This is a genomic window from Actinomadura sp. NPDC023710, from assembly GCF_040639875.1.
Lineage (GTDB): Bacteria > Actinomycetota > Actinomycetes > Streptosporangiales > Streptosporangiaceae > Spirillospora > Spirillospora citrea.
Map to the genome: position 1 here is coordinate 174,025 of NZ_JBFAGB010000010.1, position 19,211 is coordinate 193,235.

General features: G+C 67.7%; 12 protein-coding genes. 4 read left to right on the forward strand and 8 right to left on the reverse strand.

Features of this window, described 5'->3' with window-relative positions; genetic code table 11:
* Positions 1-170: 170 nt before the first annotated feature.
* Complete coding sequence (locus tag AB0H37_RS14210) at positions 171-1,088, forward strand: hypothetical protein (protein WP_360612897.1); 918 nt, start codon at positions 171-173, stop codon at positions 1,086-1,088.
* Positions 1,089-1,336: 248 nt separating this feature from the next.
* On the opposite strand, the gene AB0H37_RS14215 is transcribed toward AB0H37_RS14210, so the two are convergent.
* Positions 1,337-2,314, reverse strand: a complete 978-nt coding sequence (locus tag AB0H37_RS14215) for an aminoglycoside phosphotransferase family protein (RefSeq protein ID WP_360612899.1) — start codon at positions 2,312-2,314, stop codon at positions 1,337-1,339.
* The gene (locus tag AB0H37_RS14220; protein ID WP_360612901.1) at positions 2,311-4,749 is read right to left on the reverse strand and encodes a hypothetical protein; all 2,439 of its coding nucleotides are present in this window, start codon (positions 4,747-4,749) and stop codon (positions 2,311-2,313) included. Before AB0H37_RS14220 ends, AB0H37_RS14215 begins: the two co-directional genes overlap by 4 nt.
* A 238-nt stretch (positions 4,750-4,987) precedes the next feature.
* Between AB0H37_RS14220 and AB0H37_RS14225 the strand changes: the two genes are divergently transcribed.
* Together AB0H37_RS14225 and AB0H37_RS14230 are read left to right on the forward strand one after the other, a co-directional pair.
* Positions 4,988-5,635 (forward strand): hypothetical protein, encoded by a 648-nt coding sequence (locus AB0H37_RS14225; RefSeq protein ID WP_360612903.1) that lies wholly within the window; start codon positions 4,988-4,990, stop codon positions 5,633-5,635.
* Positions 5,636-5,749: 114 nt separating this feature from the next.
* Positions 5,750-6,550 carry a hypothetical protein gene (locus AB0H37_RS14230; protein WP_360612905.1) on the forward strand — a complete coding sequence of 267 codons (801 nt, stop codon included), beginning with the start codon at positions 5,750-5,752 and terminating at the stop codon, positions 6,548-6,550.
* A 527-nt stretch (positions 6,551-7,077) separates the two neighbouring features.
* On the opposite strand, the gene AB0H37_RS14235 is transcribed toward AB0H37_RS14230, so the two are convergent.
* From AB0H37_RS14235 to AB0H37_RS14245, 3 genes are all read right to left on the reverse strand, one after another.
* On the reverse strand, positions 7,078-7,839 hold the full coding sequence (locus AB0H37_RS14235) for a methyltransferase domain-containing protein (RefSeq protein WP_360612907.1): 762 nt from the start codon (positions 7,837-7,839) through the stop codon (positions 7,078-7,080).
* A 386-nt stretch (positions 7,840-8,225) separates the two neighbouring features.
* Positions 8,226-8,447 carry a DUF397 domain-containing protein gene (locus AB0H37_RS14240; protein ID WP_360612909.1) on the reverse strand — a complete coding sequence of 74 codons (222 nt, stop codon included), beginning with the start codon at positions 8,445-8,447 and terminating at the stop codon, positions 8,226-8,228.
* Positions 8,374-9,228 (reverse strand): helix-turn-helix transcriptional regulator, encoded by an 855-nt coding sequence (locus AB0H37_RS14245; protein WP_360612911.1) that lies wholly within the window; start codon positions 9,226-9,228, stop codon positions 8,374-8,376. The genes AB0H37_RS14240 and AB0H37_RS14245 overlap by 74 nt, the downstream gene beginning before the upstream one ends.
* A 107-nt stretch (positions 9,229-9,335) precedes the next feature.
* On the opposite strand from AB0H37_RS14245, the gene AB0H37_RS14250 reads away from it, so the two are divergent.
* Positions 9,336-9,761, forward strand: coding sequence for an ATP-binding protein (locus AB0H37_RS14250; RefSeq protein WP_360612913.1), 426 nt, complete (start codon positions 9,336-9,338; stop codon positions 9,759-9,761).
* Positions 9,762-9,889: 128 nt separating this feature from the next.
* On the opposite strand, the gene AB0H37_RS14255 is transcribed toward AB0H37_RS14250, so the two are convergent.
* Genes AB0H37_RS14255 through AB0H37_RS14265 form a run of 3 tightly spaced genes read right to left on the reverse strand, consistent with a single transcriptional unit; the run spans position 9,890 to position 18,855 of the window.
* A complete protein-coding gene (locus tag AB0H37_RS14255) occupies positions 9,890-14,971 on the reverse strand; it encodes a class I SAM-dependent DNA methyltransferase (RefSeq protein WP_360612915.1) in 5,082 nt (1,693 codons plus the stop codon).
* On the reverse strand, positions 14,968-17,745 hold the full coding sequence (locus tag AB0H37_RS14260) for a DEAD/DEAH box helicase (RefSeq protein WP_360612917.1): 2,778 nt from the start codon (positions 17,743-17,745) through the stop codon (positions 14,968-14,970). Before AB0H37_RS14260 ends, AB0H37_RS14255 begins: the two co-directional genes overlap by 4 nt.
* A gap of 48 nt (positions 17,746-17,793) precedes the next feature.
* Entirely contained in the window at positions 17,794-18,855 is a 1,062-nt protein-coding gene (locus AB0H37_RS14265; RefSeq protein ID WP_360612919.1) for a serine/threonine-protein kinase, read from the reverse strand.
* Between the last annotated feature and the right edge of the window lie 356 nt (positions 18,856-19,211).

Sequence of the window (19,211 nt, forward strand, 5' to 3'; positions counted from 1 at the left end):
ATGCTCATGGCCCACCGGGGCATCCAGGACGCACCGCACGACGCCCGGCTCCAGGCGTCCCGCCGTTTCGCCGCCTACATGATCGAGGCCTTCCACACCGTTCCGGAGACGGGAGCGCCCGCGCCCCTGCCCCGCGCACCACGCCTGCAACTCGCCAACGAGAAGCCAACGTGAGCAGCACGGTGAGAAGCCCGCTGGAAGGCCTGGAGGCGGTCAACTGGGCTGAACTCCACCACGCGTACGGTTCGGCTGAAGATGTCCCCGGTCGGCTCACAGCACTACTGTCAGCAGACGCCGAGGAACGTCACCAAGCTCATGCCCAGCTAAGAGGGAACGTCTATCACCAAGGAACCCGCTGGCAGGCGAGTCGTCATGTCGTTCCGTTCCTGACCGAACTGGCGGACGATCCGGCAACGCCGGATCGTCCGGCGGTAGTCGATCTGCTCCGCGCCGTCGCGCTCGGAGACCGCGACGACACTTGCCTCCCCTTCGAGCCCGACCGTGAGTTCGCCAAGGCCGACAACGTGACCAGCACCGACGTGGCAACGGTCGTGGATTGGCTTTATAGCGAAGACGACGAAGACGACGAGCCCGAGGAATGCGATGCCGTCGCGGTGTCCTGGGACCGCGACGCCTACCTCGCGGCAGCTGCGATCAGCGACCGGTTCGTCGCCTGGACGAATGATCCCGACCCTGTGGTCGCCGCGATAGCGGCTGAGCTACTGGCCTGGTTTCCCGCCACCCAACGCGCGATCTCGCATCTGACTGAGGTTTCCGAGACCGAGGAACACCGGATGGCGCGCGCGAGCGCCAACCTCAGCCTCGGCTATCTCGCCCCGGACGAACCGGCGATCGATGACCGATTGACGGCCTTGCTCGCCGCCGGGACTTTCGGTGTCCAGCTCACTGCAGCCGTCGCTCTCGCGATCCGGCTCGGCGAGCAGATACCCGATGCCGGACTGCAGGTAATCGCCGAAGCCCACGACCATGCCCATGAGATCAGCGGAACCGCGTTCCCGATCCCCTGGAACCGATCACTTCTCGGATTCGCCGCCCTGGCGCTCTACCGGATCGGGCTGTCCCCCTAGCTCCAGTTCACGGCGGAACCTGGGCGGTGTCGGCGCTGCCTGACACATGTCCGCGCGAAGCGGCAACGATCTGGCCAGGCGAAGTGAGCGAGGCGATGCGGGAACGTTCTCAGGAGGTCGAGCAAGGACAGTTCGTCATGCAGCGTCAGCGGTCCGGCACACCGGCTCTGGCGGCCTCCTTGATCGCGCTGGGGCGCGGCATACCGGGCGCTCCTTACAAGAGACGGCCGCCGGCAGGATTGGGCGGGTCAGCGGGAGCGGAGGGCGGTTTCTACTGTGCGCGGGGTGAGGGAAGTGGGGGTGCGCCAGTAGGGGCGGGCGGCGTTGAGTTTGGTCGTCAGGGAGGTGACCAGTTGGTGTTCCGGGTAGGGGCCACTGCTCGCGAACTGCTGGGAGTAGCGGACGGAGTCGACGATCGCCGACTTGATGCGCTCGTGCGCCAGGTAGGCGTCCAGGTCCTGCCGCCAGCCGGTGGTGTGGCCGGACGGCATGGCGGCTTGCCAGCGAGTGACGAGTGCGTCCCGCTCCTCCGGCAGGTAGCCCATCTTGTGGATGTGGACGGCCAGGTCGTAGACGGGGTCGCCCCACAGCGCGAGTTCCCAGTCCAGGAACGTGGTCGCGCCACCCGCGACGATGATGTTGCGGCGGTGGACGTCGGCGTGGACGCAGACGAAGGCGCGCGGGGTGAGGTTGCGCCACAGGTCTCCCACGGGCGCCAGGGGGTCGGCGGGGATCGCCAGGGCGGTGAAGAGGTCGGCGTACTCGGCGCTGAAGGTGTCGTACACGCGCTGGGTCAGGTCGGACAGCAGGCACGCGAACGCGGTCGTGTCCTTGTCCGCCGGCCAGGAGGCGGGAACGTCGGGAAGCTTGGGGACGCGGGCGAGCTGCGCGAACAGCCGCGCGACGTCGCCCAGGACGTGGGGCGGGACGGGGACGCCGCGCGGCGCCACGTCGTTGAGGACGTCGCCCGCGATGAACTCGTGCACCTGGAACGGCGGGTCGGCAGAGACATGGAGGACTCGGGGCGCGTCGCGGACGTGGGGGGCGATGGCGGTGAGGACGCGGTCCTCGCGCCAGGGACGCAGGTCCATCATGTCGGCGCCGTGGATCGGGATCCGGATGATGACGGGCCCGTCCGAGGTGTCGACCCGGATGTTGTCGTTGTAGTACCCGGCCGCCGCGTCGCCGTGCGCCCGTGCCCGCTCGTACAGGTCGTGCCAGTTCACGCGTCCTCCAGCATCGCCGTCACCAGCCCGCGCGCCCGTTCGTCCAAGAATGGCAGCAGGTCCGGGGGGCTGATCTGGTCGCGGGCGCGGTCCGCCACCGCCGCGGTGCGCTCATCGGAGGCGCCGAGGGCGTCCAGGAGGTGGCCGGCGACCATGAGGAGGGTGGGGTACACGTCCGCGGCGACCAGTTCGGCGATGGCCCAGCGGGCGGACGCCTCGGCGGCGGCGGTGTCGCCCGTCCGGGCGTGCAGGAAGGCCCGGAACAGTTCAGCGCGGGCCCGGCCGGAGCGGTAGCGCGCCCGTTCCAGGGCCTCGGTGGCCGCCTGGAACGACGCCGCCGCCGGGATGTGCTGGCCGAGCCGGAACTGGGCGATGGCGAGGGCGGTGAACGCCTTGCCCATCTCGTGGTGGGCGCCGAGTCCCCGCTGGGTCTCGATGGCGTCGGCCGCGGTCGCGACGGCGCGGGGCGGGTCGGTCCAGGCGAGCAGTTCGGCCCGGTTGGTCTTGATGTCGGCCTGGCCGATGATGGCGCCCGCCTGCTCGTAGAGGGCGGCGGCGGTCTCCAGGGAGCGGGCGGACGAGTCGAGGTCGAACCCGAAGCGGAAGCCCAGGTGCTGGAGCCGCGACACGTCGCCGCGCAGCACGAGGTCGTCGTCGGGGGCGTCGGCGAGGATCTGCTGCGTGATGGACAGTGCGTCCCCGAACCGGCCCTGGCACATGTCCAGGTCCGCCATGCAGAACCCCGCCCGCAACCGGACGGGACCGGAGTGGTGGTCCCACACCTGGCGGAAGAGGCTCTGCGCCTCGCCGGTCGCTCCGGCGATGCGGCGGCCGTGGGCGCCCGCCAGGGCGAGGCGCGCTCCCGGCGCGCCGTCGAGCGGCCAGTCGATGGCCGGGGTGAGCCGCGTCGCGGTCTCGGCGTCCCCGAGCAGGACGGCCGACTCGGCCTCCAGGCACAGGGCCGTCTGGACGAGGTCGGGATCGGCCGAGGAGGTGTCGAGGTGGGCGCGCAGGTCTTGGGCGACGCCGTCGAGGCCCTGCTTCGCGCCGTGCGTCATGGCCCGGTCGGCGTAGGCGAGGATGTCCGCGCCGTCGAGGACGCCCGCGCGCAGGCCGCAGTACGCGGCCTCGCGGATGGCGCGGGCGCGGGTGGCGACGCCGTCCTCGGCCGCGTGGTCGCCGCCGGCGCGTGCGTCCCAGAGGCCGCGGAGCAGGGTGTGGACGTCGCGGAGGGTGCCCGCGGACAGCCGGTCGCCCAGCGCGGCGCGCATGAGCTGGTGGAGGCGGCGGCCGTGGGCGCCGGCCGGGTAGACGAACGAGTAGGCGGTCAGCGATTCCCAGGCCATCCGGTGCCGGGGCAGGTCGAACGCGTCCGCCACGGCCTGGAAGATCTCGTAGTCGAAGATCCGGGCGACGCTCAGCAGCTCCAGCGTGCGGATCTCGTCGGGCGCGACGTGGGCGAGGAAGCGCCGAAGGATCTCCTCGGAGGAGACCGCCGCCGCCTGCCTCGCCGTCGTGCGGGTGTCGACGGCCAGGTGGAGGTAAAAGGGGAGTCCCTGGCTGGCGATCGCGATCGCCTGGCGCGCGGCGGGGTCGGCGATGCCGCCGTCCGCGAGGAGTTCCAGCCGGGCCGCCATCGGAAGGCCGTCCACGCGCTGGTGGCGGATCACCTCGGTCCAGGCGGGGTCGTGCTCCGCCCAGGCGAGGGGCTCGCGGCTGGCCACCACGACCACTCCCCCATCGAGCTGGACGATGAGGTCGCGGAGCCAGACGTCCTGGGCCATGGCGCGGCCCGACCGCGCCGGGGCCGGGACGAGTGCCTCGTAGGCGTCCACGAAGAGGAGGTAGGGCCGGTCTGAGCCGTCTCGCAGGTCTTCGGCGAACAGGTAGGTGACGGCGTCGGCGAGTTCGGCGTTGGTGAGGTCGTCCAACTGACGGAGGGTGGCGTCGGACCTGACTCGGTGCCGCTGCCGCATCCCGCTCGTGGCCTTGCCGAGCAGACGCAGCAGGCCCACGCCGGTCCCGAACACGGGGACGCCGGCCGCGCCGTCGATGATCTGGGAGAGGGCTTCGCTCTCGCCCGCGAACGGGAGTTCCTTAGCCGAGAGCCGCAGGTGCGGATGGAGCCGCTGCCAGAGGACGGCGTAGGCGATGTCGAAGCGGTCGAACCGCACGCCCTGGCGGCCGAGTTCGACGCGCAGGACGGCGAGGGCGTCCTCCTGCTGGCGCATCGCGGGCACCTGAAGGTCGATCGTGGCGGACCGGTGCGTCCCGGCGCTGCGCTGCTTGAACTCCTGGAGGAGGCGCGACTTGCCGATGCCGCCCACCCCGACCAGGTTGAAGACGCACGGCGCCTCGCGCGGGATGCGTAAGGCCTCGGTGAATCCGGCGATCACCGACTCCCTGTCCACGAACGGACGGTGCAGAGCAGCCACCCGCCGAAATCGTGGTTCGAGGGGCATGGGGGTCTCCTGGGGTCCGGGTGGTTGTTCCCGCCGACCGAGCCATGGACGGCAACGAGTACCGCCCCGACCCTAACTGGGTCCGCCGGTCCCTCTCCAGCCGGTTACACGCCTGCCCGCCCGCCGCCGCGCCGGGACGACATCGCTCTTCCGCACGTGCGACCGCGCACCCGACCCGCCACCCGGACCGACCCGCACCACCCCGCCGGGCGTGGACAAGGTCACGGGATTGCAGCTCCACCTGGTCAAGCAAGTCGGGAACGGTTCGCAGACGTGTTCACTAGCCGCAGGCGGAGTGCAGTCGGGGTGCATGCTGAGTCAACAGATGCGGCTCGTATGGCTCGTCCACCCCGGCGCCTCTTCCTCGGAAACCAACTGGATGCTCGCCTTCCACACCACAGACGGCCATGCCGGGCGATTGGAGCGTCCGGGTGTACAGCGGCCGGGCAACGCCAAGAGCTGCACCATGTTGACGCGTCCGCCTGAGCAGTCGAAGCGGCTTCCGGTGGCGGGGTTGAAGCGGCTGGCGCGTCTGTCCGGGACTGCCGACGGCCGCTCCGGGACGGTCCTGCTCAAGGGGCCGGGGAAGTCGACGCGGATGCGGTTGACGTGTGTCGACGACGCGGCGGTGGCGGTCGTCCGGCTCGGCGGGCGTGCCAACCTCTTCGACTGTGAGAGCGCCGAGTCCACGGGCATCGTCTGGGACTTGGACGCCGGGCGCGGGACGCACGGGATCGAGATCGCCGTGCTCCCGGCGGAGGCGGGCAAGGTGCACGGCACCGGCGACGCCGCGCTGGCGAAGTTGAGGAAGGGCGTGAAACCGGCCGGGAAGTGGACGCTGGAGGTCTACGCCCGTTGAGTCCCGCAGAACCGCCGGGCAGCGCGCATCCACGCCGCCACCGCCGCCCGAGCCCGGGATATTTTCTGTTATGCCAATTGACACAACCCCATGATCGGTTCTAACGTCCTCCGCGTGAGTACCGGCAAGGGGCGTGGACGGCCGCGCAAGGACCCGGACCGCCTGGCGCGATGGACGCCCCCGGAGGGCTGGTCGCGACTGGTCGCCTGGGTCTCTCCCGAGGAGAAGAAGGCGCTCAAGCACGTCGCCGTCGACGCCGGGGTCTCCGTTGCCGACCTCGTCCGAGCCCTGGCCGGCGGGCTGGCCGGGGGCGCGATCACCCACGACGAACTGCTCGGGCACGTCGAAAGGGGAAGGGACGTCATGGAAAAGATCCCCACGCTCTTCGAGCGCGATGACCGGTTCCGGGTCGTCGACCGCCCCAAGGCCGAGTGCGCCTGGGTGTTCGAAGGGGCCGGGACCGGCACCGAGAAACTCGACGGCACCAACGTCCGCCTCACCGTGCGGTCAGGCCTGCTGGTCCGGGTCGAGAAGCGGCGCAACCCGAGCAAGGCGCAGAAGCAGCAGGGGATCGTGGACGGCTGGTACGTCGACGCCGCGGAGGGGGCCGAGGACAAGTGGATCCAGGCGGCGGCCCGCAACACCGACGTCTCCGAGTGGCCGGACGGCGAGCATCCCTGCGAGGCGCTCGGCCCCCGCATCCAGGGCAACCCGCTGGGGCTCGAAGAGCACCGGTGCGTCCCCTTCAACGTTCAGGTGCCGACCTACGAGGACGTGCCCCGCAGCTATGACGGCCTGCGGGAGTACCTCGCCACGCTGGACAGCAGGTTCGCTCCAGGCCACCTCGCCGAAGGGATCGTCTTCCACCATCCCGACGGCCGCCGCGCCAAGATCAAGCGAAGGGACTTCGCCTGACCACCCGTTGATCGACTTGCTACCACTGCCCATCACCCAAAGCACCCTGCCCCACCCGGACAACACAAGAGAGGGACGGACCGGAGCGAGATCGCCGTGCTGCCTGCGGAGGCGGGCCAAGTGCACTGAACCGGCGCCGCCGCGCTGGCGATGCTGATGAAGGGCGTGGAACCGGCCGGGAAGTGGACGCTGGAGGTCTGCGCCCGCTGAGTCCCGCAGAACCGCCGGGCCCCGGACGGAACCGTCCTGGCCCGGCGACCCGCCCGACCGGCGCCGGGTTGCGAGCGCCACAGATCAGTGCCTCCAGCGAGGTCAAGAGTTCTCCGGACGTCCGCACGCGATGCGCGGCGCGGCCGCCATGGCCGCCGGGAGCGTCCGCGGGGAGCCGTCACCGCCCACCCCCGCCAGGCCGACCGGTCCTGGAGCGCCCTCGCTCAAGGACCGGCCCGCCTGCGTCCGGTCAGGCCCGGCGGCCGACCACTCGCCTCGGCTGGAGGAGCGCGCCGCTCCGTCCGCGGTCGCGCACGTCAAGGGCGGAGTGCGACCAGGAGATCGACCACGTAGGTCTCCTCCACCTCCTCGCCGGTGAAGATCCTGCGCAGCCGTTCACGCTCATCGGCGAGGAACGCCTGGCGGTTCACCTCTTCGAGGACGAGGAACGCCGAGCGGCTGCCGATGTTGGCGAGATGCACGTCCAGAGGGACGGTGCGGCTCCAGCGCATCTGACGCCGCGCGACCCGCAGCCCCGTCAGCCCCGCGAGCCGGATGGCGTCGTGGTCCGAAGGGCGCGCAGCGGGCCTCGGCTTCAACCCGCAGTGGTGCGCGATGCGCTCGTGCTGCCGACGGATCCACGGCACGTCGAAGGCCGTGGTGTTCCACCAGATCGCCAGCGCGCCGCCCGCTCGCAGGACACGCAGCGCCTCTGGGACGGACCGGCCGGGATCGGTCCACTGCCAGGACTGGGCATACGTGATGAGGTCGCAGGAGCCCCTGGCCAGCGGTAGTGCATTACCGTCACCCCGCACGATCGGGACCCCGGGGAGCGCCTGGTGGAACTCACCGGCCATGGCCTCACCCGGCTCGACAGCGATCACCTCGGCGCCTCGCTCCCGCAGCAGCACGCTGGCGATGCCGGTACCCGCGCCGACATCTGCGACTCGGGCGCCCGCCAGACGGCAGCATGCGAACTCCTCGATGCGGTCGAAGAGCGCGGCGGGATACGAAGGCCGACTCGCCGCGTACTGAACGGCGGCCGCCTCGAACGACTGGGCGCGAGAGCCGGCGGTCACGCCCTCATCATCGCCGCTGTTCACCAGACTCTCGCCCACCACGAACCCGTTGATCGTTTCCGGTCACAGCGCTGTTGGCCGGGGTCACGAGGTCATTCGTGGACGGAGCCGCTCCTCGTTCTTGAGATCAGCCCGGACGCGCCGACACCCGACCGCGAGCCGCGTCCACCGTCACCGAGCCGACGTGAGCACACGCCGCGCGGCTGCTGGGGCCGCTCTCGTGGACGGGTTCGTCCTGCGCAGTTCAACGACTCTGGACGGACATCCGCTATGGGCGATCCACCGCCACAACACTGAGCGCGTCCACGCGCCCCTTGCCGTCCGTCCCCGCCGAGCCCGCGACCGGTCCCAGAGCGCCCCCACCCCAGGACCGGCCGGAACGCCCGTCAGGCCCGGTCGAGAGCCCCGTCCTTGATCCGCCGAAGCAGACTCCCGAACGCATCGCCACTCACGGTCAACCGTCCCCCTTCGGGGTCCTTCGAATCCCGGATGCCAACGCCATTGATCAACTCGGCCACCTCGACACATGCCTCATCATTGATCGCCCCGCTGCGTGAGCTCTTTCGCCAGTCGGTCTTCACTCGCCACCTCCAACAATCCAGCGACACGGGCTCGGGAAGCCTCCTCAGATAGGGCCTTGAACCCGATTCGCTCGTAATCTACGGCGAGTTCCTGTACCTCCGCCGCGTCCTCGATCAACCGACCGCCTCTGCGAGCACCGACGTAGGCGACCTGACGGTTCTTCACAGTGATGAGCCTGAACGGGCCATCGAGCCCCATATGCGCACCGGCCGACTTGGGGAGTAGACGGACCGACACATGAGAGAGTTCTCCGAGTTCAAGCAGGTACCTGAGCTGGGCATACATCACCTCGCCCCCTCCGATTTCGGAGGTCACCGCATCCTCGTCCATCAACACCCAAACATAGGGCGGGGACAGTCGGGACAGGATGGCGTCCTGCCGCGCCATCCGCGACCGGACGGCCTGGTCAACGTCCTCCGCATCGCTCTCCACAAGGAGGGCCCGCATGTAGTCCTCGGTCTGGAGGGGAGGTGGAATGATCTGGCCCTGGTAGATCCTGATCACCTGTGCTGCCGCCTCGTACTGCCCGTGCTGCAAGAACCAATTTGGATCATGCCCTTTGCGCGCGAAGCTCAGAAGCCGCTCGAAGTGACCGCCCGTCTCCCAAGCCTCGTCGAGCAGCTTGGCCTGCTTAATGTCGAGTTGGACCCTGCCCGCCTCCAGGTTCGAAACATGCGAGCGGACGTAGCCGATGATCTTCCCAACCTGCGTGCCGGTCATACCATGCCTTTTTCTGTAAACTCGCAGGTCATAAGCCAGCCACGCATACAGCGAAGACATCGGATCAAGCTCGTCAGCAGCGGTCACTGAGGGCCTCCCATTGTTTACGGAGTTTACGCATACATCGCATCCTAGCCACGAAGCGTGACCCTGGAGAGACGAATCGTAATCATCTCCAGGAAGGACGGGCGGACGTGATCACTACGCCGGACTGCCTGCTGCTCTCCATGCTGGCGTCGAAGGCCGCACCGGGACTGGCGCGCACACTGACGATGGCGCGACTCCACAAATGGGACTGCGCACATATTTCGGACGATGCATTCTTGATCGCCTCGGAATTGATCACCAACGCCGTGGCGGCCACGCCCGGCGAGGAGATCCGCTACCAGTGCAGCCGGGACGTCGCCGGCGTCCTCATCGCGGTATGGGACGCCAGCACGGCCAGCCCGCAACCTCGTCCAGTGGTGGAGCTGACGCTCGACACCCTGAACATCTCCGAAGAGCACTGGGACGACAACGGCGGCCGGGGCCTCCCGATCGTCACAGCCCTAGCCACCGAGTGCGGCTACTCCCCCGACCCGACAGGAGGCAAATGGGTCTGGGCCCGCCTCAAACCATGAGACGACCGCATCGACTTGCGGCGTGTTGCCCCGATGGACCCGCCACAGAGGCAACACGTCGCAAGTCAACACCCGATGCCACCCCGCACCCGCACCTCGCAGTAAGCCAGAAGCACGCCGACCCAACATCACGCAGACGAGCCTCCACCATCAGGCGTCCACCCCTCAGCCTTCGCCCGCTCCAACCGCTCCGAGAACACAGCATGCGCTTCCCGATATTCAGCTTCGCGGTTCGCCTTATAGAAGGGTCCTTCATATCCTTCAGGCGCCGACACCGAAGCAGGATCTCCAAGATGCTCAGTCAAATGATTGAAAGTATCTTTCGTCTGATTGTGGCCATAAACCCGATAACTCTTAGCTATGCGCTGACCGTCTACAGAAAAGAACATTTCGGCATCATAGTCCAGCATTACAGGATATCGCGACCGATAAATCGCAATCAATTCCTCTGCACTGATTCCAAGCCAGACTGCCACCAGCGCGTCTATTTCAACTTGGGCAGCGCGACGCTCCAAGTCACCACGAACAGGAGTTTCACGAGTCCAAACGTTCGTTTGCTGGGTAAGCGTCTTCACTCCCGGCCATTTGACCGCCCACTCTTCCTTTGCCCAGCGGGGCTCATAGCTTTGCCTCCAAAGGTCGCCATAGACCGAAGTTAGGCAGTTGAGTCGCAGTGTACGCAACAATAGTGCGCTAGCCAGAGGGTGCCCATGGCCAGGCGCTGGCATGGCAAGGGCTTCTTCGTTCCTTAGATCTGCTTTCCCGGTTACACGCAAGAGGTAGTCTAGCGGCAGAGCCGCCCAAAATCCGGCGACCAACGCCATTTCTCGTGGATCCCTGAGAGCGAGAGTGTGCACTGCATCGATATGAGCAGGGCCAGGGGGAATGATAGAGGCGAATAGGCTTCGTTCAGTGTCGAAGGGAATCATTCGCCTCCATGCAAGACGATAATAGTCCGTGCTGGGACGTGGGTTGCGGCACCGCCCAGCTTCACTGCAGCGAACTTCCCCACATGTCTTCCTGGCGATTATTTTGGCGTCCGTTCTACATCCCCAGACATCCCTCCCATTAAGGAACTCCTCCTTATCCGCAGCCACGTAGTTGGTGCGTGGTATTAGATTGTCTGGTATCGAACGCAAATCCCATCCAACATAGTCGGTATTCAATCTACAAGGGATTCTCGGTTGCTTGGAGAAGGGCGTCGCTACCCCGATGTGAGGGCCTTGCAATATAACCTGCGACCATTCGTCACATTCCTGAGTAGCCCATTTTATTAGTCCTGCCTTTTTAGTGGCCGCCTCATGAAAGCCGGAACTGATCCATGGATTAGCAGTTCCCAGGCGCTGCCGCACCTGAGCAAGCGCTGCAATTGCCCGCTGTTCAGCAACAGTTACGGGATAAAGCAGCTTTGTGTGCGTCAAAGGCGTATCCGACTCACCGGATACCAGTCTCCATATGCCGAGCACCTCATGATTCACATCAACAAGGCGCTGTGGATGGGAACGCAAATCCCATGTTCCCTTATGCTTGATACCGGGAATACCCTCATCGATCTCGCCAGCCAATGATCTTTCGAGCGGCACCGGATCAAACAGCCAACTTACGTGAGTGAAATTGACCTCGCCACCTTTTCCGTAAACGTGTATACCATACTGCTTGTTCCAGCCGACTTCCGCGAACAGAAGTCGTCGATTCTGAAAATGAGCATGGAATCGCAACCGACTGTACGCCACAGAACGAAGGGGACCTTCCTTGGTTCCACTAAAATGCGTATCCGGATGTATTAGACCTGCCACCCCTACTTGCTTTAGATCATTCCAGACTCGGCACATGAACGCCCGATACAGATCCGGCTGAGTTCCAGATATCAGCTGATAAGTAGAAATGCTGCCAAGAAACTCCACCAACCCCACATTGACAGAGATTTCCTTCAAGACAAATTCACTTTGCGGCGCTGCTTCCAGAGCTTGATTTTTATGTTTTTGCCACGCGCTGGCACTTGGCTTTTCAGCAAGTGCAAACCAAGGGTCCAACTCCGCAAGAACGATTCGCTCCTCCCAGCGAGGGCGAACCCAGGGCGGATTTCCCACCTGGAGATCGAAGCCGCCTCTTTGGGAGATTTGGGCGAACTGAAGTTCCCAGTGGAAGAAGCCTTGCTGCCTTGCGATCTCCTCGACCGCGTTGAGCCACGGGAAGCGCTCGTTGAGCTTGAACTCGTTGTCCATGCCCATCCAAGCTCCGAGCTGGTCTTCGTGCTCGCCCAGCTCGCTCAGCGACGCGAAGTGAGCGCCGAGGGAGTCCTCTGGAATGTCCGTAGTGCCGAGGAGGGCTTCGGCGAAGTCGAGCCAGTCGTCCAGGTCGGCGAGCGGGATCACCTGACGGCGCTCGACGCGGGCAGGCTTGCGCGGTGACTTGCTTCGTGGCTTCTGCTGGTTGATGGACGTCTGGACCGGGTCGTCGCCGAAGAGCGCTGCGGGCTCCCACGACTGCGGGAATCCGGCCGGGGCGGGATCCGGTACCCCAATATCAGCGGGCGTGGGCGGGATGCTGTCGAGGACGTTGTCCTTCAACCGCTCGTAGATGCCGTCGCTGCCGTCCAGCAGACCGGCCTTGTCGAGCGGCCAGAACCAGAGCGCGCACCACGCGTCCATCAATGTCTTGAGACGCCAGTAAGGCGTGCCCGGAGAGGTCAGGTCCTTGAGAATCTGCTCGCGAGCGACAAGCTCCTTCTTCGGCTCAGGTAGATCGTCGGCGCCCCAGACGCGGATGTGGCGCCTGATGTCCTTCTCCGACAGCTCCAAGCGCTTGATGACCAGGTCCCACAGATCTTCAGCGCGGCCAGCAAGGCCCTGGAGGCGCTGGACCTGGGTGAGTTTCTGCCCCTGCTTCTTCTTGGTGGACGGGTCCTTGAGCATCCCCTTGCGCCAGTCGCCAAGGCGCTTGGCGTCCTCGGGGGCCAGGTTCTTGGCTTCCTTCTCTCCCGCGACCGCTCCCCAGCCCTGGGCGGGCAGCAAGAAGTGGTGAATGTGCCCGTCGGGGATCGGGCCGTCCCGGAAGGGGTGGTCGTTCGGCGCGGTGGTGAGCCACGTCTTCTTCTTCAAGTGGTCCGTCTCGTACAGGCGGCGGCCGGCGCCGATGAGGGAGTTGCCACGGCGCAGGTGCAGGCCGAACCACGGGGCCTGCAAGCCCTCGTGCATGACGTTCAGCCAGATCGAGACCTCGGCCAGCTCGACGGCCGTCTCGTTGAGGTCCACCCCGTAGGAATTGTGCAGGGCGATGTACGCCTTGACCTTCTGCAGCTCGTGCGCGTAGAGCTCGGGTTCGAGGCTCTGGTTTTTCTCGGCCTGGCGGCGCTTGAGGTACTCGGCGGCGACCTGGTTGATCGCCTCGTTGAGGAAGGCGCCGGAGCCGAGGGCGGGTTCGCAGATCGTCCAGTCGAGGATCTCGCGGGCCTTGGTGGTCATCCCGTCCTGGTCCAGTCGTTCGCGGAGCGCCAGCTGCACCGTGACCTGCGTCAGTGACTCGGGCGTGTAGTACGAGGCGCTGGTCTGGCGGTCGCGGCCGGCGAGCCGGTAGACGAACGCGCCGGGCCTGTAGCGGACGCGCTCGTCCGTCTTGATGCCATTTTCGTCGATGCGGCGGACGAAGACGGCGTCCTCGTAGTCGTCGACCTTGGAGGCGGGGATCATCCAGGAGCCGTCCTTGGGGTCGCCGTTCTTGGCGACCTCGTACAGCTCCTCCTTGGCGATGAACCCGGTATACGACATCAGCCCCTCGTACACCGCGCCGAGCTGGTTGATACCGAGCTGCGCATACGAGATGAAGCCGCCGCGTTCCCTGCGCTTGCCCTTGGAGAGCATGAGGAGGCGCAGGACCTTGTAGAGCGCGTCGTTGCGGAGGCGCGTGTCGATCGGCTGCGAGTCGGGGTCGTCCTCGTCCAGGTCGATCGCGGCTTTGCCGATGAGGCTGATGCGGGCCGGGTCGAACAGGTCCGACTTGAGGGGCTCGAAGCGGAGCCCGTCGCCTTCGGAGCCGAGGGGCAGGCCCGCGCCGCGCGGGTTGTGTCCCTCGTTGACCATGTGGAACAGCAGGTCGAGCGACTCGTACAGGTGAACGCTGCGGCGCGACTCCTCCGATACCAGGTCCCGGATGATGAGGTCGCCGAGGCGGGCCATGCTGTAGCCCTTGACGTACGCCTCGTCGTCGGTGGGGAGGATGCCGAGTTCCGGGCGGGCCTCGGCGTACAGGAGGAAGAGAATCCGGTAGAGGTAGCGGAGGGATTCGCGGCCGAGTGCCTTGGCGAAGGCGACCGGTTCCATGACCTCTTCGGGGCGGATGCCCTGCTCGCGCATCCGGTCGAGGACCTCGTTCGCGATGATCTCGACGGATTCGCGGAGTCCTTCTCGCAACTCCTTCGAGACGCCGACGGCGTGCTGGCGGGAGCCGGAGAGGAGTTCGGCGAGGGGTTCGGCGCCGCCTTCTTCGGGGGGCAGCAGCGAGTCGGCGCCGAAGAGGGCGGCGATGGTGTCGATCTCGGCGGACGCGGCGGTGCTGCGGCCGAGGGCGACGTCCAGGCTGACGGCGAGGTAGCGGCCCTCGCCCCAGGTCATGCGGTCAGCCAGGATCACGACGCCGCCCGCGAGGATCAGGGCGTAGCGGGGCGGCTCGTCGGCGGCGAACAGCCAGGACGCGAGCTTGTCGCCGGTTCGGAGCATGTGGGGGTGGTCGAGCTCGACCGGGGCGAGGAGCCGTCCGGCCTCGGAGATGTCGAGGGCGGCGTCGACGTCCGGCGCCCATCCGCATTCGATCGCGATGACGCTGGGACGGTCGGCCGGCTCGGCGTGCGCGACGGTGACCTCGTACTGCCTGTCCGAGCGTTCGACGGTCAGGACGCGCGGCTCGGCCTGGAACCCGAGGGCGCGGAGGATGTCGCCGTGCAGCTCGTGGAGGTTCTTCTCCCACTCCTCGACGTTGCGGATGTCGCCGCCTTCGCGGACGGTCTCCAGGGCGTCGGCGAAGAAGGGCCGCTGCTTGAAGTAGTGGCGCTTGAGGGCGCGCAGGCCGGTGCGCGGGGTCGGCTCGCCGTCCTTCTCGGCCTCGGCCCAGCGGGCGAGGAGCCCGTCCTTCTTCTTCAGGTCCTTGGGGAGGACTTCGGCCAGGTAGTGGGCCGAGAAGTAGTCGCCGCGGTTGACGATCGAGTCGTAGGTCATGCGTCCCCCTCAAGCACGGCGAGGATGCGCAGCAGCGGCTCCCCCGTCGTCTCCAAACTCCGGAGCAGCCGTTTCTGGTCGGCGACGGTGTCGTTCACCTGCCCCCGCCTCCTCGCCCCGTGCGACGACCCGGCGAGGCTCTCCAGGCTCTGCCGCTCCCACATTTCGAGCTGCCCGTCGTACTCGCGGAGCGGGCGCGCCACCGCGTCGTCGTGGCGGTCGCGCTGCTCGTCCAGGTGGCGGCGGGCGGCCGCGATCGCGGGCTCGATGAGCGGCGTGAGGCGGTCGAAGCCGGGCGTGCGATTCGTATTGATCATTTTAGGGCCGACCCCGACTTCGGTGAGGACCTCGGTCATGTCGCGGACGGCCGGGGCGCCGGGAAGGCCGCTGATCGCCATCCACTCGACCACGGTGGGCTGCCCGAGCGCGTTGGAGTAGATGCCCTGGACGAGGAACGTCGGCTCGTCCACCTTCGCGGCGATGACGGGTGCCTGCCGGCGGACGAGCTGCACCTGCACCTTGTCCACCAGCCATTCCACCATCGGGTGCAGGTCCGACAGGTAGGCGATGTCAGGCCACATGGTCTTGGTGCGGCGGGCCTCGTCCAGCTTGCGCTGCGCGAGGCCCTGGTCGAAGGTGACCTTCATCCGTTCCTTGATCTTGTGGGTGCGCAGGTAGGACGTGGGAAGCGCGGACAGCCGGTGGACCAGATCGTCGGGCGGCTCGAACGCGAGCAGCTCGCCGTCATCATCGACGCGCAGGTCCGGGCAGACGGTCCGCAGGGCCTCGCGGACGAACTCCTCGGTCGACCCGAACAGCTTCGGGACGCGGGCCTGCCTCACCTCGGCCTGGGCCTCCCCCTGTTCCACGGCGCCGAACAGCTCGGCCATGAAATCGCTGGGCGGGGTCTCCGCGAGGGACTCCTCGACCGATTTGCCGTGGAGGAGGTCCTTGATGAGACGGTCCTCCTCCTTCTTCGCCGTGAACTCGCGGGTCACGGCCTCGGCCGTCCCGATGCTGCGGTGCGCCTCCTCCTCGCGCCTCAGAAGCTTCTCCGCGACCGTGGTGTCGTCCAGTGCGCCTTCGGTCTGCGAGGTCAGGATGAGCGCCCGGAACTGCGGCTGGTGCTCCTGCCCGTAGCGGTCGATGCGGCCGTTGCGCTGCTCGATCCGGATGAGGCTCCACGGCAGGTCGTAGTGGACGAGGTGGTGGCACTGGCGGTGCAGGTTCACGCCCTCGGACGCCACGTCGCCGGTGAACAGCAGGCGGACCTTGCTGTCGGCGAGGGAGAACTCCTCCACGATCTCCTGCTGGCGCTGGTCGGAGAAGCCGCCGTGCATGATCCGCACCTGGTCGGCGGCGAGTCCGAGTTCGGCCGGAACGGTCTCGGCGAGCCATTCCAGGGTCGGGATGCTCTCGGAGAACACGACGGCGCGCATCGGGCCCTTGGCCTTCACGCCGATGCCCTTCAACTCGTCCACGAGGGCCCTGCGCTTGGCGGAGTCGGCGTCGTCCATCTGCTGGACGAGGAACGCCAGGTCGTTGAGGGCCTCGATCTCGCGCGGTTCCGTGGCGTTCTTGAGGCGCTTGGCGACGGTCGCGCCGAGCGCGACGTGCGAGGACAGGAACGCCTTGGCGAGCGTGTAGGGGAAGAGGCGGCGGTCGCTGTCGACCACCGAGCCGCCCCTGCCATCCGGGCCGGGCAGCCAGACGTCGGCCAGCTCGGCGAAGACCGCCTCCTCCTTGGGCGTGGCGGGGCTGCGCAGCGCGACCGACGGCCCCCGGTCGGGCCACTTGGCGCTGATGTGGTCGCGCACCTCGTCGCTGATCTTCGTCCTACGAATGTAGAGGTGGTCGATGTCGGAGGCCGAGTACTTCTTCGGGTCGGCGATGGCGGCGGGGTCGAGCAGGTTGATCAGTTCCGCGAACGACCTGGCGTCGCCGTTGTGGGGGGTTGCGCTCGCCAGCAACAGAGCGTCGGTGTGCTTGGCCAGGAGGCGCGCGAGCTTGTTGCGAAGGTTGCCCTCGTTGATGAGGTTGTGGGACTCGTCGATGACGACGGCGTCCCAGTGCATGTTCTCCAGGTGCTGCCCGTACCGTCCCTGGTTCTTGAGGGTGTCGACGGAGATGATGGCGCGCTTGTAGTACAGGAACGGGTTGCGACCGGCGGGGATGTCGCGCTGGATCCGCTCGATGCCGACCGAGTCGAGCCGGACGAGCGGGATCGCGAACCGCGTCCACAGTTCGTGCTGGAACTGTTCGAGGACCTGCTGCGGCGTCACCACGAGGATGCGCTCGCCGCGTCCCCGCCGGATCAGCTCCGCCAGGATCAGGCCGATCTCCAGGGTCTTGCCGAGCCCCACCACGTCCGCGAGGAGGATGCGGGGCCGCAGTCCCTTGAGCGCCAGTTCCGCCGGGCGCTGCTGGTAGGTGAGCGGGTCGAGCAGGAACCGGTCGGCCAGCGCCAGGCCCCGCTCGGACTGCGGCAGCGGCGTGCGGCGCAGCACCGACTCCAGGTAGAGGCGGCTGCGCGCGAACGCCGAGGACGCGTCGGCTACGAGCCGGGTGTCCTCGGGGCGGAGCTGGACGACGTCGTCGATGCGGGTGAAGAAGACCGCGTCCTCGTCCCGGACGAACTCCGAGACCCCCACCGCGGTGATCTTGTAGCCGTCGCGGCGGGTCGGCGTGCAGGTGCGCACCATCCACTCCGCGTCGCGGACCTCGATGCGCGCGCCCGGCGCGTACGGGGTCGCGGTGTCGTCGGCGAAGGTCACTCGGCGGGCTCCTTACGGTCGTTCACTGGGCTGAGGGCGGGGCGCTGGTCAGAGCCGGGAGCCCGGCCCGTAGGCGAGGGCGAGCCGGTCCGCGAGCGACGCCACGACCGGAGGGGGCACCGACCGATCCCGATGTCGCGGCCGGGCGGGCCGGCGGGGAGGCTCGATCTCGGACGGCGGGTCGTCGGGCCGCTCGACGTAGGTGAGCTCCGCGAAATGGACACGGGCGTCGCGCAGGGACAGCCCGGCGCCGGCGAGCACCTGGCGGAACTCCCTGGAGGCCTCGGCGAGCGTCGGCCTCGCCAGCGGGTCATGGGCGATCATCGCCCCGACCACCGGCGCCAGGGACGCGGGCAGGCCCGACAGATCCGGTTCCCTGTCGGGGTTCGCGATCGCGAAGAACAGGGCGTGGCCGTTCATCGCCTTGTACGGGAGGTGCTTGGTCAGCGCGTAGAGCAGGGTGGCGCCCGTCGAGTACACGTCGGTCGCGGGCGTCAGGTCCTTCGCCGACTCGACCTGCTCGGGCGACATGAACACCGGCGTGCCGAGCCGCAGGCCGGTCTGGGTGAGGCTCTCGTCGGCCTCGGTCAGGTCGACCAGGCCGAAGTCGATGACCTTCGGGCCGTCCGGGCCGAGCAGGATGTTGGCCGGCTTCATGTCGCGGTGCAGGATGCGGGCGCCGTGGATCTCGGTGAGCGCCTCCGCCAGCAGGACGCCCAGCACCGCGCCCATCTCGGCGCCGAACGCCGGACGGGTCTCCAGGTAGTCCTTGAGCGTCTCGCCCCGCACGTACTCCATCGCCAGCCACGCCGTCTCGGCGCCCGGCTCGGCGGCGGCCACGAGTCCCGCGACGCGCGGACCCTGGACCATCCCCAGCGCGAGGACCTCGCGGTCGAACCGCTCGCGGATGCCCTCCTGGCCGGCCATTTCGTCCCGGATCACCTTGACGGCGACCTGGTCCGCGTCCGGGGTGACGCCGAAGTAGACGACGCCCATCCCGCCCTGGCCGAGCCTGCCGTGCAGCTCGATGCCGCCGATCTCCCGTGGATCGGACGGTTCGAGCGGCTTCATCGCCACCTGCCTTCTCCGGACGGAGCGGACCGAGGACACCCGGCCGAGCGTAGGGCCGGGCAGCCAGGATAGGTCCGCGCAGGTGGCCGCCACACCGTTCCCCACCGGTCGCGGCGCGGTGACCGTGGGCCACGACGGAGCCCTCGCCTGAGACGGCCGGTCGGACATGTCCGCGCACGAACCATCGCCCCAGGTCGGAGCGGTGGGACGGATTCGCGTGGCCCTACCTCCCGTGGCATCGGGAAGCGGCTGACCGTATTCGGACAGAGTCCCCGGTAAAACCCGGGCGCCGCGGGGCGCTCCATGCCGGGGTTCTGCGTCCGGAGGGCTCTTCGCCGTGGCGTCGCTCCTGCTAGGGGGATAGGAGCGCCAGGCAGAGCGGCGGAGGCGCTGCC